This window comes from Vibrio makurazakiensis (genome assembly GCF_050337375.1).
GTDB classification, from domain to species: Bacteria; Pseudomonadota; Gammaproteobacteria; order Enterobacterales; family Vibrionaceae; genus Vibrio; species Vibrio makurazakiensis.
Genome location: NZ_JAKJSW010000024.1, coordinates 1 through 15,753 on the forward strand (window position 1 = coordinate 1; position 15,753 = coordinate 15,753).

10 protein-coding genes are annotated in these 15,753 nt (G+C 42.8%); 2 read left to right on the forward strand and 8 right to left on the reverse strand.

Annotated elements, in window-relative coordinates:
- Positions 1-177: 177 nt before the first annotated feature.
- Positions 178-2,583, forward strand: coding sequence for a glycoside hydrolase family 94 protein (locus tag L4C33_RS03755; RefSeq protein ID WP_428811116.1), 2,406 nt, complete (start codon positions 178-180; stop codon positions 2,581-2,583).
- Between the two features lie 74 nt (positions 2,584-2,657).
- Positions 2,658-4,070 (forward strand): phosphoglucomutase/phosphomannomutase family protein, encoded by a 1,413-nt coding sequence (locus L4C33_RS03760; RefSeq protein ID WP_428811117.1) that lies wholly within the window; start codon positions 2,658-2,660, stop codon positions 4,068-4,070.
- Positions 4,071-4,190: 120 nt separating this feature from the next.
- On the opposite strand, the gene L4C33_RS03765 is transcribed toward L4C33_RS03760, so the two are convergent.
- The 8 genes from L4C33_RS03765 to L4C33_RS03800 form a co-directional block, all read right to left on the reverse strand.
- Positions 4,191-5,219, reverse strand: a complete 1,029-nt coding sequence (locus L4C33_RS03765) for an ABC transporter ATP-binding protein (RefSeq protein ID WP_428811118.1) — start codon at positions 5,217-5,219, stop codon at positions 4,191-4,193.
- On the reverse strand, positions 5,219-6,844 hold the full coding sequence (locus L4C33_RS03770; RefSeq protein WP_428811119.1) for an ABC transporter permease: 1,626 nt from the start codon (positions 6,842-6,844) through the stop codon (positions 5,219-5,221). Before L4C33_RS03770 ends, L4C33_RS03765 begins: the two co-directional genes overlap by 1 nt.
- Before the next feature lie 101 nt (positions 6,845-6,945).
- Positions 6,946-7,962, reverse strand: a complete 1,017-nt coding sequence (locus tag L4C33_RS03775) for a Fe(3+) ABC transporter substrate-binding protein (RefSeq protein ID WP_428811120.1) — start codon at positions 7,960-7,962, stop codon at positions 6,946-6,948.
- Positions 7,963-8,114: 152 nt separating this feature from the next.
- Positions 8,115-9,344, reverse strand: a complete 1,230-nt coding sequence (locus L4C33_RS03780; RefSeq protein WP_428811121.1) for an ammonium transporter — start codon at positions 9,342-9,344, stop codon at positions 8,115-8,117.
- Positions 9,345-9,371: 27 nt separating this feature from the next.
- Complete coding sequence (locus tag L4C33_RS03785; protein ID WP_428811122.1) at positions 9,372-9,710, reverse strand: P-II family nitrogen regulator; 339 nt, start codon at positions 9,708-9,710, stop codon at positions 9,372-9,374.
- 193 nt (positions 9,711-9,903) lie between these two features.
- Positions 9,904-10,275 carry a YacL family protein gene (locus L4C33_RS03790; RefSeq protein ID WP_428811123.1) on the reverse strand — a complete coding sequence of 124 codons (372 nt, stop codon included), beginning with the start codon at positions 10,273-10,275 and terminating at the stop codon, positions 9,904-9,906.
- A 188-nt stretch (positions 10,276-10,463) separates the two neighbouring features.
- On the reverse strand, positions 10,464-13,052 hold the full coding sequence (acnB, locus tag L4C33_RS03795; RefSeq protein ID WP_428811124.1) for a bifunctional aconitate hydratase 2/2-methylisocitrate dehydratase: 2,589 nt from the start codon (positions 13,050-13,052) through the stop codon (positions 10,464-10,466).
- Positions 13,053-13,351: 299 nt separating this feature from the next.
- Positions 13,352-15,718 carry a patatin-like phospholipase family protein gene (locus tag L4C33_RS03800; protein WP_428811125.1) on the reverse strand — a complete coding sequence of 789 codons (2,367 nt, stop codon included), beginning with the start codon at positions 15,716-15,718 and terminating at the stop codon, positions 13,352-13,354.
- Between the last annotated feature and the right edge of the window lie 35 nt (positions 15,719-15,753).

The following is a 15,753-nucleotide window of genomic DNA, read 5'->3' on the forward strand; positions in this document are numbered from 1 at the left end:
TTGGAATGGTTACCTATCACGACTCAAAGGGCACTTACCACTGTTGGACAAATTCAAAATCCAATATCGGAACCCTTGGAAATAATCTAGCCGCTAAGCTGCTCTTTCGCCGCTTAGCCATATCAAATTAGTAAGTTTAACTGCCAATTTACGCAGTATGTTAAAAAGGAAATGACAATGAAATACGGCTATTTCGATAACGATAATCGCGAATACGTCATCACTCGCCCTGATGTTCCGGCTCCATGGACTAACTACCTTGGTACAGAAAAGTTTTGTACTGTAATTTCGCACAATGCTGGCGGCTACTCGTTTTACAACTCACCGGAATACAACCGTGTTACAAAGTTCCGCCCAAACGGTACTTTCGACCGTCCGGGGCACTATGTTTATTTGCGTGATGATGAGACAGGTGATTACTGGTCTATCTCATGGCAGCCAGTGGCTAAAAGCCTAGATGAAGCGAGCTATGAAGTTCGTCATGGCTTGTCGTACTCTAAATTCAAATGTGAATACAGCGGTATCACAGCAACTAAAACGTTATTCGTTCCTAAAGGCGAAGACGCAGAAGTATGGGATGTTGTTCTTAAAAACAACACCGACAAACCAAGAACCATCAGCACTTTCTCTTTTGTTGAGTTCTCTTTCAGCCACATTCAATCAGACAACCAAAACCATCAAATGTCTTTGTACTCTGCGGGTACAGAATACAAAGAAGGTGTACTTGAGTACGACCTGTACTACAACACTAACGACTTTGAAGGTTTCTACTACCTAGCATCAACGTTCTCACCTGATAGTTATGATGGTCAACGTGACAACTTCCTAGGTATGTACCGTGACGAAGCAAATCCAATTGCAGTTGAAAACGGTAAGTGTTCTAACAGCGCTCAAACCTGTTACAACCATTGTGGCTCACTGCACAAACAATTTACGATTCAACCAGGTGAAGAAGTTCGCTTTGCGTATATCCTAGGTATAGGCAAAGGCAACGGTGAGCGCCTACGTGAAAAGTACCAAGACGTAGCAAACGTAGATGCGGCTTTCCAAGGCATCAAAGACCACTGGGATGAGCGCTGTAACAAATTCCAAGTTAAGTCTCCGAACGAAGGCTTAGACACAATGATCAACACTTGGACACTTTACCAGGCTGAGACTTGTGTAGTGTGGTCGCGCTTTGCTTCGTTCATCGAAGTGGGTGGCCGAACTGGTCTTGGTTACCGTGATACGGCGCAAGATGCTATCTCTGTACCTCATGCAAACCCACAAATGACCAAGAAGCGTATTATCGATCTGCTTCGCGGCCAAGTGAAAGCGGGCTACGGTCTACACTTGTTCGATCCAGACTGGTTTGATCCAGAGAAAGCAGACGTTGAGCCTTCAAAATCTCCAACGGTTGTTCCAACACCGTCAGACGACGACAAGATCCACGGCATTGAAGATACTTGTTCTGATGATCACCTATGGATCGTCCCGACCATCATCAAATACGTAATGGAAACCGGTGAGCACGACTTCTTTGATGAAGTGATTCCATACGCAGACGGTGGTGACGCAACTGTTTACGAGCACATGAAAGCAGCACTCGATTTCTCGGCAGAATACGTTGGTCAAACAGGTATCTGTAAAGGTCTTCGCGCTGACTGGAACGACTGTTTGAACCTAGGTGGTGGTGAGTCTTCAATGGTTTCATTCCTACACTTCTGGGCTCTACAAGAATTCTTAGACCTTGCTAAATTCCGTAATAACAACGCTGATGTTGATAAATACACAGAAATGGCAGCGAACGTGCGTGAAGCATGTGAAACACACCTATGGGATGACGAAGGCGGTTGGTACATTCGTGGCCTGACTAAAAATGGCGACAAGATTGGTACGGCGCAACAAGCCGAAGGTCGAGTACACCTTGAGTCAAACACGCTAGCGGTTCTATCTGGCGCGGTATCTCAAGAGCGTGGCGAGAAAGCGATGGACGCTGTCGATGAGAACCTATTCTCTGAATACGGCCTACATCTAAACTCTCCATCATTCGCTACACCAAACGACGATATTGGCTTTGTCACTCGTGTATACCAAGGCGTGAAAGAGAACGGCGCTATCTTCTCTCACCCGAACCCATGGGCTTGGGTAGCAGAAGCGAAACTAGGCCGTGGTGACCGTGCGATGAAATTCTACGATGCACTAAACCCATACAACCAAAACGAGATGATTGAAACGCGTTACGCAGAACCATACTCGTACGTACAATTCATCATGGGTAAAGACCACAAAGACCATGGCCGTGCAAACCACCCTTGGTTAACAGGCACATCTGGTTGGGCTTACTTTGCAGTAACTAACTTCATCCTTGGTGTTCGCACAGGCTTTGAAAGCCTAACGGTTGACCCTTGCATCCCAACTGATTGGCCTGAATTCGAAGTAACTCGTCAATGGCGCGGCGCAACTTACAATATCACAGTGCAAAACCCGAATGCAGTAAGCAAAGGTGTTGCCTCTATCACTATCAACGGTGAGAAGATTGAAGGCGCTATCCCAGTACAAGCAGAAGGCAGCGTGAACGAAGTTATCGTTGTTCTCGGCTAATCACTCAATTTGATGAACAGCTCACTATCTCAGTCTTTGTAGGCTTGAGATAGTGAGACTAAAAGGATTTTCTAATGATTAAATTTGGTACTGGCGGCTGGCGCGCTTTCATTGGTGAAGAGTTCACCAGAGGAAACGTCCGCTTAGTGGCACAAGCACTTGCTAACATCATCAACAATGAAGATGCAGCGAAGAACGGATTCGTTATCGGCTATGACCGCCGTTTTCTTTCTGATAAAGCTGCATGTTGGTTTGCCGAAGTACTGGCTGCTAACAACATCAAAGTGAGTTTCATCGATAAGTTTGTTCCAACCCCTATCGTTATGTTCCAAGCAAAAGAAATGGGCTGTACTTATTCAGCGTGTATTACTGCATCCCACAACCCAGCAGATTACAACGGCATTAAAGTCTTTATTGAAGGCGGTCGTGATGCCGATGAAGTCATCACACAAAAAATCGAGCAGCAGATAGCAACTCTAACGACTGAAGATGTAGTTCGTGTCGATTTTGAGCAAGCACTCAACGATAAAGCTATCGAAATCATCAACCCAATGAACGATTTTGTCGACTCTATTATTAACGCTATCGATATAGAAGCCATAAAAAAAGCCAATCTACGTGTATTGATTGATCCTATGTTTGGAGTGGCAAAAAATGCCTTACAAACTGTTTTGATCAATGGTCGCTGCGATGTTGACGTGATCAATGACGGTAAAAACCCAGATTTCGGGGGCCTAATGCCGTCTCCAAATGCTGCAACGCTATACCGACTAAAACATCTAGTAGCTGCCGAAGGTTATGATATCGGTATTGGTACAGATGGTGATGCTGACCGTTTAGGTATCATTGATGAAAAAGGCAACTTTATCCACCCAAATGAAGTATTACTGTTGCTGTATTACTACTTACTTGAGTACAAGGGTTGGAAAGGCTCAGTAGTTCGTAACATCGCTACTACGCACCTGTTAGATAAAGTGGCTGCCGACCATGGCGAAAAGAGCTTTGAGGTTCCTGTAGGCTTCAAGCACATCAGCTCTCAAATGGAAGCTGATGATTCATTGATTGGCGGTGAAAGCTCTGGTGGTTTAACCATTCGTGGTCATATCAAAGGCAAAGATGGAGTATTCGCATCAAGTCTATTGGTTGAAATGATCAGCGTCACTGGTAAAAAGCTTTCTGAATTGCTTGGAGAGATCTACGGTAAGTACGGCTACGCATATACGGCAGAAGGTGACTGTACGTTTAAGCCATCAGAAAAAGAGACGCTGTATAATAAGATTTATGTAGAGAAGAAGCTGCCTGAATTTGAGTACGATATTGATAAAGTAAGCTATGAAGATGGTGCTAAAGTCTATTTCAAAAACGGTGGCTGGGTAATTACTCGTTTCTCTGGAACCGAACCGTTGCTAAGAATATTTGCAGAAATGGAAAACCAAGAAATAGCAGAACGTGTACTTCATCAAATGAAAGAGTTTTTAGCCCTTTAACAAGGCTAGTAAAAACTTCGGTATAGTTTTCTAAATAAATAAGCCCAGCAATTCATTTAATTATGATTACTGGGCTTTTTTAGGATCGCTGGTGAGTTTATTTTAAAAAATTCAGTTCACCTAAAATGCTAGCACACCGTTTGTGTCTACTTTTACCGCAACAGTTTGTCCAACTTCTAACGCCTCTGCTGAAGTCGCCAGTAATTTCTGTCCGTTCGCTTCAATGACATATCGACAATGGTCACCCATAAATTGTTGCTCTAACACCGAAATTGCACTTTCTTCACCCGCTGAAACTTGGATGTGTTGTGGACGCAGTAATAGCTCACAAAAAGAATCTAACTCAATGTTAGTCTGCGGAAACGCCTCAATTACTCCTAAGTCTGTTTCAAACTCTTGAGTCGTTAAACGTTTTGCTTTTAGGTAGCTACCACCACCTAAAAAGTCAGCCACAAATTTGCTCGACGGACGGTAATAAAGATCAGAAGCCGAACCATATTGTTCTATCACACCGCGATTCATAACCGCCATTTTATCTGAAAAAGCGAATGCTTCTTCTCGACTATGAGTCACAAAGATCGCTGTAACGCCCTGCTTCTTAAATATCTTACGAATTTCAGAAATCAGTTCATGTCGTACTTGAGTATCGATATTCGAAAATGGTTCATCAAGTAACAATAGATCAGGCTTGTATGCTAACGAACGTGCAATCGCAACTCGCTGCTGTTGGCCACCAGAAAGTTGATGTGGGTAACGATCTCCAAACCCATTAAGGTGCACGAGATCTAACATTTCTTCGACCTTTTCACGCTTTTCAGGTTCTGGTAATTTTCTCAGCCCAAAAGCAACATTTTCAGCCACAGTTAAGTGGGGAAACAATGCGTAATCCTGGAAAATCATTCCAATGTTACGCTGCTCTGGTGGTAGCCAGTTTTTACCGTCATCGATAGTTTGACAGTTTAAACTCATGACACCGCTGCTTAGAGGTAGCAAACCGGCAACTGCTTTCAGTAGCGTAGTTTTACCACAGCCACTCGCACCTAACAGACAGACAATTTCACCGTGCTCAACCTCAAGAGATAAAGACTCTAAGATAGTTTGAGATTCGTATTTGCAGGTCAAATCTTTAATGGATAATGCACAACTCATCAGTGTTTTTGCTCCAAAGAACGATTAACAATAATCAACGGAATCAATCCAACTAGTACCAGCAATACAGCAGGTAGCGCAGCAAGCTCTAGATGCTCATCTGAGGCATAGTTATAAACATAGGTTGCCAACGTCTCAAAGTTAAATGGACGCAGTAGCAATGCGGCATTCAGCTCTTTCATTGACTCAATAAACACTAACAGTGCCGCTATTAATGCACCGCGTTTAATCAAAGGAAAATGAATACGTTTGAGCATTTGGTTTGTATTGCAGCCCATGGTTTTAGCTGCCATATCAAGAGATGGCGAAATTTTACTTAAGCTACTTTCAATACTACCGATTGCAACAGCCGAAAAGCGAACAACTAAGGCAAATATTAGCGCAAACATAGAACCAGAGAAAATCAATCCAGGTCTTCCCCAGTCCATTAATTTAGCAAAATCATTTACAAAGTGGTCCATAGCGATAACGGTCACCATCACACCTATAGCTAATACCGTTCCTGGTACTGCATAACCCATTGAAGATAGACGAACAAAGCTAATGCTTGTTTTGCTTGGGTTTACACGGTGGTAAAAGTTCACAACTAACGCAACAAACACACCAATGATAGCGGCAGCAATCGAGACAAGTAGACTATTTACAGCGTATTCACGAAACTCCGCAGTCCAGCTTTGTGCAAAATATTGATAAGAGTAGAGGCATAACTGTAACAATGGGAAGATAAACGCAATCGCCACTAATCCCCAACACCAGATTAATGCGCCCCACTTCTTCCAACCCGTTAATACATAACGAAAGTCTTCATGGCTAGCAAACTGACTTTGAAAAAGCTTTTGCTTTCGGCGACTGTAACGTTCAGAGCTTAACAACAGGATAACGATGATTAACATCAATGCAGATATTTTCGCCGCTGCTGTTAAATTCGAATACCCAAGCCAAGTGTCATATACGGCGGTAGTCAAAGTGTTAACCGCAAAATAACTTACCGTACCGAAATCACCTATCGTTTCCATTGCCACCAGCGATAAGCCAACAGCCATAGATGGTCGAACTAAAGGTAAAGATATTCTACGAAAGCTTTCCCATGGCGAGCATTTAAGCAAACGAGCTGACTGCAATAATGAAACATTTTGTTCCATAAACGCAGCTCGACACAGTAAGTACACATAAGGGTATAGTACTAAGGCAAGTACCGCGGTAGCTCCACCTAAGGTTCTTATATCAGGAAACCAATATTCACCGGGTCCCCACCCCGTTATATCTCGAAGGAAAATCTGAATAGGTCCAGCAAAGTCAAACCAGTCAGTAAAGATATAACCAATGATATAGCCAGGCATCGCCAAGGGTAACACTAAAGCCCATTGAAGCCATTTTTCACTAGGAAGACGGCACATCGCCATAAACCAAGCACTAGGAATACCAAAAATAAGAGAAAGCACCATTACACCAAGTACTAGTACAATGGTGTTATAGGTGTAGGTAGGCATTACAGTCGACAATAAGTGACTGAATACTTCGTCGGTTTCACCGATAGCGGTATAGAAGATCGCTAAGATCGGCAAAACCAGCAGTAAGGCAAAGCTTAAACTACTGGTTTTTAATAGAGAGTTTTTTTCTTTCATTAGCCTAATTACAGCAAGGCTGTATGAAATATAAATGCGTTTGCAAATACATCTCATATCCCTTTATAAAAATAGGGGTACAGTTATACCCCTAGATTCGATTAAAGGTCAAATTTCACTTCATCTAGAAGTTTGATTGCAGCAGCGTGATGCTCAGCAATTTCGTCTAGAGAAACAGAATCAGATTTGAAGTCACCCCAAGATGCAACTAGCTCAGAACGCTTAACGCCAACTTTTACTGGGTACTCATAGTTCACTTCAGCGTACATGCTTTGAGCAACGTTACCCGTTAGGAATTCCATTAGCTTCACAGCATTGTCTTGGTTTGGAGAGTACTTAGCCATCGCCATACCAGAGATATTTACGTGAGTACCTGTAGTTTCTTGGTTAGGGAAGTTGATGTAAACAGCGTCAGCCCAAGCTTTTTGCTTCTCATCATTAACCATCTTACCTAGGTAGTAGCTGTTACCAAGAGAAACGTCACATAGACCTTCTTTGATAGCTTTAACTTGAGCGCGGTCGTTACCTTGAGGCTTACGAGCTAGGTTAGCTTTAACGCCTTCTAACCATTCTTTAGTTTCAGCTTCACCTTTATGAGCAATCATAGAAGATACTAGAGATACGTTGTATGGGTGCTTACCGCTACGAGTACAGATTTTACCTTTGAACTCAGGCTTAGTTAGGTCTGCGTATGTGAAGTCATCACCTAGGCGGCCTACACGGTCACGAGAAGAGTAAACAGAACGAGTACGAGTCGTTAGTGCAAACCATTCGTTGTCTGTGTCTTGGTATTGAGCAGGTACGTTTGCTTCAATAACCTTGCTATCTACAGATTGAACTAAACCTTTGCTTGTTAGCTCTGCTAGACGGCTGATATCTACAGTCAGAATAACGTCAGCTGGGCTGTATTCGCCTTCTTGAGCTAACTTCTCTGCTAGACCCTTTTTAGCAAACTTTACATTTACTTTAATGCCAGTTTCTTTTGTGAACTCATTGAACATAGGTTCAACAAGGAAAGGTTGGCGGTAAGAGTATACGTTTACTTCTTCAGCAGCGATTGCAGCTGTTGGTGCGATTGCGCTACAAGCAATTGCTGAAAGAGTTAGCAGTTTTTTCATTAGTAAAATCCTTTATATCGAAATGATAATGTCTATCAGTTGCGTTATTATATTCATCAATACAGTAATTACAATGATCAGAAACAAAAAAACCTACCCTTTCAGGTAGGTTTTGAAGTGTAAATATTGTAAATATTTATTACGTCACAGTTTTATTTTACTGTCACAAACTCAGGGTAAGCGCCTACACCACAGTCATGCATGTCCATACCTTCAAGTTCTTCATCTTCAGTCACTCGGATACCCATTGTTGCTTTAAGCACGCCCCAAACAACTAAGCTAGCTCCGAATACCCATGCAAAGATTACTGCAGCACCTAGTAGTTGAGCACCAAATGTTGCATCACCATTACTTAGTGGCACTACCATTAAACCGAAGAAACCACATACACCGTGCACTGATATTGCGCCTACTGGATCATCAATCTTAATTTTATCCAAACCAATAATACTAAATACAACTAATGCACCAGCAACAGCACCGATAGATACAGCGTAGATAGGTGATGGAGATAGTGGGTCAGCAGTAATTGCAACCAGACCTGCAAGCGCACCATTGAGAACCATAGTTAAGTCAGCTTTACCCCATGTCGTTTTACATACAAACAACGCGGCAATCGCACCCGCAGCTGCAGCCGCATTCGTGTTTAGAAATATTTGACCAACCGCAGTCGCGTTCTCGAAATCCGAAACCATCAGCTGAGAACCACCGTTAAAACCAAACCAACCGAACCAAAGAATGAAGGTGCCCAAAGTTGCTAACGGCATGTTTGAACCAGGAATTGGGTAGATTTCACCTTTCTTACCATATTTTCCTTTACGAGCACCTAGCAGTAATACACCAGCAAGAGCAGCAGATGCACCAGCCATATGAACAATACCTGAGCCAGCGAAGTCACTAAAACCTGCTTCAGATAAGAAACCACCACCCCAAGTCCAGTAACCTTCAATTGGGTAAATAAATGCTGTCAGTACTACTGAAAAGATAAGGAATGACCAAAGTTTCATTCGTTCAGCAACTGCACCAGATACCACAGACATTGCAGTCGCAACGAACACTACCTGGAAGAAGAAGTCTGATTCTAGAGAGTGGTCAGCACCTTCTCCTTGAGTACCAATCAGAGTACCAAATGATGGTAACCAGCCGCCTTCACCGTTATCGACATACATGATGTTGTAACCAACGACTAAGAACGTAGTACAAGCAATCGCGTACAAACAAATGTTCTTAGTTAATATTTCCGTCGTATTCTTTGAACGAACAAGGCCAGCTTCTAACATCGCAAAGCCTGCTGCCATCCACATAACTAACGCACCTGAAATGAGGAAGAAAAAAGTGTCTAGTGCGTAACGTAATTCTGTAACCGTGGTTGAAAGTTCCATATCTGTATCTCCTAATCCATCAAATTCTTAAAGTGCTTCAGCGTCCATCTCACCCGTTCGGATACGAACAGCCTGGCTAAGGTCGTAGACAAAGATTTTACCGTCGCCAATTTTACCGGTGTGAGCTGCATTGGTAATGGCTTCTACCACGCGATCAACATTCTCAGCTTGCGTAGCGATTTCTAGTTTTACTTTTGGTAAAAAGTCCACTTGATACTCAGCTCCACGGTACAACTCTGTGTGTCCTTTTTGACGGCCGAAGCCTTTCACTTCTGAAACAGTCATACCCTCTATGCCTACATCTGCAAGCGCTTCACGTACATCATCTAATTTGAATGGTTTAACAATGGCATTGATTATTTTCATAATGTTCCCTTTAATAATTCATTAATCCGTTAACACTTACATTACAATCAAGTAGCATGCCAAAAACCCAACCTTTTGATTTATAACAAATTAACCTTTTTATTATCGATAAAAACCAAAAAGGCCGCACCATGTTGGTGCAGCCTTTTCACTATCTTAAAGCGACTTTCTGTTGCGCCCTATAATCGGGCATTTACGTATATCCTAGAAAATCTATCCATCGTTCAATCAACAACTCAAAATCATCAATGCCACAATTTGCTTGGCTTTCACAATTATAAAAGTCGAACTCACTGCCTTCTTCCAGTTCATATTCATGGCTAAGAACATTTTCCTGAACGGTAACTTCATCTTCATTAATTGTAAGGGTTATCTCCTTACCCAATAAAGAGACTTCTGTACTTAAGTCTTGGCGAGAACGCTCGATAAGCTCTCTCACCTGTTCTAATTTTTGTTTGTCTTTACCGATTTCTTCTTGCAGCCAACGGCCTACGATTTCATGCCCCATACTACATTTCACATAGTATTCGCCCATTAATGTGTTTCTTACAAATTCGAATTCCATAAGGCTCCAAGGTTTAATCGATAGGTATGACAAAAATGAGGCGAGAGTATATAGCGAAGTTTATTGGAGGTCGAGTCAGTTAATAATGCGACTATGATTAGTCATTAGCGCCTTAAAAACAAAAACGCCTTCTCAAAGAGAAGGCGTTTTATTAGCTAGTTAGCAATTAACTAAATACATCAGAAGTGCTATGCAGGCTCTTGGAAAATCACAGTGTCTGCCTTATCCGTGTACTGACCCATTGTATGGAAGTTCAGGTAACGGTATGTATCAGCAGCTGTAGCGTCAATCTTCGATGAATACTCTAAGTACTCTTCTTTTGTTGGGATACGACCAAGAATCGCACCAACGGCAGAAAGCTCAGCAGAAGCCAGGTAAACGTTCGCACCAGTACCTAAACGGTTAGGGAAGTTACGTGTAGAAGTAGACATAACTGTCGCTTTGTCAGCAACACGAGCCTGGTTACCCATACATAGTGAACAACCCGGAGTTTCAATACGAACTCCAGCACGACCGAAGATGCCGTAGTAGCCTTCTTCTGTCAGTTGGTCTTTATCCATCTTAGTTGGCGGAGCAACCCATAGGCGAGTGCTTAACGAGCCATTAAACTCTTCAAGCATCTTACCTGCAGCACGGAAGTGACCGATGTTAGTCATACAAGAACCGATGAACACTTCTTGAATCTCAGTGCCTTGAACGTCAGAAAGAAGACGAGCATCATCTGGATCGTTTGGTGCACATAGGATTGGTTGGTCGATGTCAGCTAGATCGATCTCGATAACGTGAGCGTATTCAGCATCAGAATCAGCAGATAGTAACTCAGGGTTCGCTAGCCACTCTTCCATTGCAGTAATACGACGCTCAATAGTACGAACATCACCGTAACCTTCGGCAATCATCCACTTAAGCATGGTTACGTTCGAGTTTAGGTACTCTTCGATAGATTCTTGAGACAACTTAACAGTACAACCCGCAGCAGAACGCTCTGCAGATGCATCAGAAAGTTCAAACGCTTGCTCAACAGATAGGTGCTCAACACCTTCAATTTCTAGTACACGACCAGAGAATTCGTTGATCTTACCGGCTTTCTCTACTGTTAGTAGGCCTTGCTTGATGCCGTAAAGAGGAATCGCATGTACTAGGTCACGTAGCGTGATACCCGGCTGCATTTCACCTTTAAAACGAACCAAAATTGATTCAGGCATATCAAGAGGCATAACACCTGTTGCAGCTGCAAATGCAACTAGACCGGAACCTGCTGGGAATGAAATACCTAGAGGGAAACGAGTATGCGAGTCACCACCTGTACCAACAGTATCAGGAAGAAGCATACGGTTTAGCCACGAGTGGATAACACCATCACCAGGGCGCAGTGAAACACCAGCGCGGTTCATGATGAAATCAGGCAATGTGTGGTGCGTGTTTACGTCAACAGGTTTCGGGTAAGCCGATGTGTGACAGAAAGACTGCATTACAAGATCAGCAGAGAAACCAAGACAAGCCAGATCTTTAAGCTCATCACGAGTCATAGGACCCGTAGTATCTTGAGAACCAACCGTTGTCATTTTAGGTTCGCAGTACTGACCAGCACGTACACCTTCTACACCACATGCTTTACCTACCATCTTCTGAGCTAGCGTGTAGCCTTTATCAGAAGCTGAAGGATCAATTGGTTTAGCGAATAAATCTGTTTCAGCTAGACCTAGAGATTCACGAGCTCGGCCTGTTAAGCCACGACCAATGATCAGTGGGATACGACCACCAGCACGAACTTCATCCAACAGAACTTTACCCAGTTCGAAGCTTGAAATATCAGCACCGTCTTTACGAACAACACCTTCGTAAGGGAAGATATCAATGACATCACCCATATTCATGTCTTGTACGTTCAATTCAATCGGTAGTGCACCTGAGTCTTCCATTGTGTTGTAGAAGATTGGTGCGATTTTACCACCTAGACAAACACCACCAGTGCGCTTGTTTGGTACAAATGGGATATCTTCGCCCATGAACCAAAGCACTGAGTTTGTTGCTGATTTACGTGAAGAGCCAGTACCAACAACATCACCAACGTAAGCCAGTGGAATGCCGTCTTTTTGCATTTCTTCGATTTGGTTGATTGGCCCAACACTACCTTGCTCATCAGGAGTAATACCTTCACGTTCCATTTTCAACATCGCTTTTGCGTGTACTGGAATGTCAGGGCGAGACCAAGCATCAGGTGCAGGTGATAGATCATCAGTGTTTGTTTCACCAGTGRCCTTGAATACTTTAACGGTAATTTTTTCCGCTACTTTATCTTTTGAAGTAAACCACTCAGCGTCAGCCCAAGATTGAAGAACTTGCTGTGCAGAAGCGTTGCCCGCTTTCGCTTTTTCTTCAACATCGTAGAAGGCATCAAACATCAAAAGAGTATGAGAAAGTGCTTTAACTGCGATAGGTGCAAGCTCAGCATCGTCTAGTAGCGAAACTAGAGATTCGATGTTGTAACCACCTTGCATTGTGCCAAGTAGTTCTGCCGCTTTCGCTTTACTTACTAGCGGAGATTCAACTTCACCTTTCGTGATAGCTGTTAAAAAGCCCGCTTTTACATAAGCAGCTTCATCTACACCGGGGGGAATTCGGTTTTCTAACAGGTCAAGAATGACAGCTTCTTCACCTTGAGGTGGGTTCTTTAAAAGTTCAACTAGGCTAGCTACTTGCTCAGCATCTAATGGTCTAGGAACAACTCCTTCGGCAGCACGCTCTGCGACGTGTTTACGGTAGGCTTCAAGCACGACTTTTTCCTCTCATTGCGGTTCCTCCATTTATTATCATTACTTCAGAGTGATGAATAATGATGGAGTGAACATCCTTGGAAACTTGGCTCTCCATTGCCAATTCAACTAAACCCTCATTGTTATTTTAGTCATATACAAGAGTTATTAGCAGCGCCAGAGAGGCCAAACTGTGGGCAGTACAATAGCAAATTTAACGATAAATTAAAATCTCATCATTTTGACCAACATAGCAACTTAAGACTAAAGTTTTAACTTTTTTGGCTATTTATGCGTTTCATTTGCTATTAAACATTTGATTATTTGTAAGATGTCCCAATAATTAAGTAAACAGAATCATAATTATCTTCAGTCTTACCATAAGCAAAGATTACGGGTCCAATAGGTGAATCTATACCAGTAAATATTGAACCTGCTGTATACATGGGAGCTTCATCTAATTTCAAATTCGTATCAGACCAAACGCCACCATGCTCTATGGATGCACCTAAGTAAACAGGGGACTCAAACAGTCCAAAATCATTTTCAAACCACTTATAGCGATACACCAAACTCGAATAAGCAAGGTTCTGTCCGATAAGACTATTCCGAGGGATCCCTGATAGATTCAAAAAGCCACCTAGCTCTTTAGGGTCTATAGGGAAGCTTGAGTTTTTGCTTTCTACTACTCCATAATCAAGCTTTGCGACTAAAGTATGTCTTTTATAGCTTTTTGCGGCTAAGAAGTTAACATTCAATTCGTACACTGTATCACTGCTATCATCAACGACTGACGTGGGTGCAACCACGTTCGATTGAGCTTCATCGTGAGACACTAGGTATTCAAAATCAAAGTAATAGCCTTTAGTTGGTAAACTAAAGCTGTCTAACGTATCCAATTTGTAGGATGCGAATGCTCCTTGACGAGTAAACCCCACACTACCGATAGAAGAAAGAGAAGCAGATTCAACCTCACCATCGGTATAACGAACACCAAATTTCAATTCTTGCCATAACGTTGGTTGATACCCGAAAGCCAATTCTCCGATATTTTCAAGGTACGTCAGTGGAACGAAATCCTTAGTAACGTCTAATGAAGGCTCTTCAATCCCAGCGATTGAGGCAGGAATATTACGGTTCTGCTTACTATAAGTATAAGAAGCCGAAGTAAATAGTTTCTGGCTTGATAGGAATGGAGAGAACAATTCAGCTTCGATACGTTTATCCGTACCCATTTCTAAGTTCGTTCTAAGCTCGGCGCCATGAGCGTTTATGTCAGTAAAGTTCGTCGATATTCCTAGGGAGTACTGGCTGTCTGTTGAAAAGTCGTCTTCTAAATAAAAACGAAAGTTCACATAATTAGGTCCCCAAGATTTCTCATTCACATCGATAACAACCTGATCCACACCATCAACTTCTTCATAGCGATAAGTGATCAGCTCAAACCTATCCAGCGCATAGAGATCTTGAACGCTAGATTCCAAATCACTGGTTTTTAAAACCTCTCCGGTTTCTAAATCCAAGCGGTTAAGCAGCAGCTTGTCGGTGTAGTGAGTGTTGTTATTTACAATCACTTCATCAACCACTGATTTATCCATGTGATGCAACTGCTTTCTCGCAGCCTGTTTTTTATCAATGTACTCTTGGAATTGAGCACTGTTTAGCGCGATTGCTTTTAACTGTTCTTCAAATTGATAAGTAATCTCATAGCCAGCCTGATATGCACTCGGCATTTTATCAAACTCAGTAGTTTCCATTTGCCCTACATCAGGCTGAAGAAACACATCTTGCTCTGTAAGAGTTTGGGCTTGTTTTTGAGTACTACGACGAACGAGGTAATTAGAAAGTTGGTCTGCAGCAGATAGGAAAGTGGTGAATTCATCTTTGTAATCAGTGCTGATATCAACGGCGATAACAATATCAGCACCCATCGCACGAGCAACATCAACAGGCATATTATTAGTTACGCCACCGTCTACGAGCATTTGTCCATTTAATTCATAAGGAGGTAAAGCCCCCGGAACCGACATACTCGCCATCATAGCGTCGACAAGGAAACCTTTATCGATGACGACTTCTTCAAGCTCGATGATATCTGTTGCAACAGAACGGTAAGGCACTGCTAACTGATCAAAGGATTCAAGTTTAGATACGTTGCCCGTAGTTTCACGCAAAATGCGCAACATATTTTGACCCTGTACCACACCTTTAGGAGCTCGAATCTCTCCCCATCGTAGGCCAAGGTCGGTAGTCAGTTGGTAACGGTCTTCATACTCTTTATCTCGAACACGACGCTCGCTGCGATTCACTCGATCTCGATAGCCTTTGTTCCAGTCAATGCTATAGATAAAACTTTCAATTTCGGCAGCACTCATACCCGTCGCATACAGGCCGCCAACATAGGCTCCCATGCTGGTACCGGTAATATAATCGACGGGGATATGCATTTCTTCAAGTGCTTTTAGCACACCAATGTGCGCAGCACCTTTAGCACCACCACCAGCTAGAACCACAGCGACGGTCGGGCGAGAATCAGTATTTGAATTCGTAAAGACTTGCTCTTCCTGAGCATTGCCCTCTTGAACTTTGGCCACATTGCCCTTCTCACTATCGCTAGCAAAAACGGAGACGCTACCAATCAAGCCAAAAATACATGCATAGCGGCTAAGCCTGCGAGATACTGCCATGTAATTTAAATCCTTGTAAATTATGAGTCAGGTTG

Coding starts and splice junctions, on each gene's coding strand:
- L4C33_RS03755 (WP_428811116.1), top strand. CDS start 178: ATGAAATACGGCTATTTCGATAACGATAATCGCGAATACGTCATCACT.
- L4C33_RS03760 (WP_428811117.1), top strand. CDS start 2,658: ATGATTAAATTTGGTACTGGCGGCTGGCGCGCTTTCATTGGTGAAGAG.
- L4C33_RS03765 (WP_428811118.1), bottom strand. CDS start 5,219: ATGAGTTGTGCATTATCCATTAAAGATTTGACCTGCAAATACGAATCT.
- L4C33_RS03770 (WP_428811119.1), bottom strand. CDS start 6,844: ATGAAAGAAAAAAACTCTCTATTAAAAACCAGTAGTTTAAGCTTTGCC.
- L4C33_RS03775 (WP_428811120.1), bottom strand. CDS start 7,962: ATGAAAAAACTGCTAACTCTTTCAGCAATTGCTTGTAGCGCAATCGCA.
- L4C33_RS03780 (WP_428811121.1), bottom strand. CDS start 9,344: ATGGAACTTTCAACCACGGTTACAGAATTACGTTACGCACTAGACACT.
- L4C33_RS03785 (WP_428811122.1), bottom strand. CDS start 9,710: ATGAAAATAATCAATGCCATTGTTAAACCATTCAAATTAGATGATGTA.
- L4C33_RS03790 (WP_428811123.1), bottom strand. CDS start 10,275: ATGGAATTCGAATTTGTAAGAAACACATTAATGGGCGAATACTATGTG.
- L4C33_RS03800 (WP_428811125.1), bottom strand. CDS start 15,718: ATGGCAGTATCTCGCAGGCTTAGCCGCTATGCATGTATTTTTGGCTTG.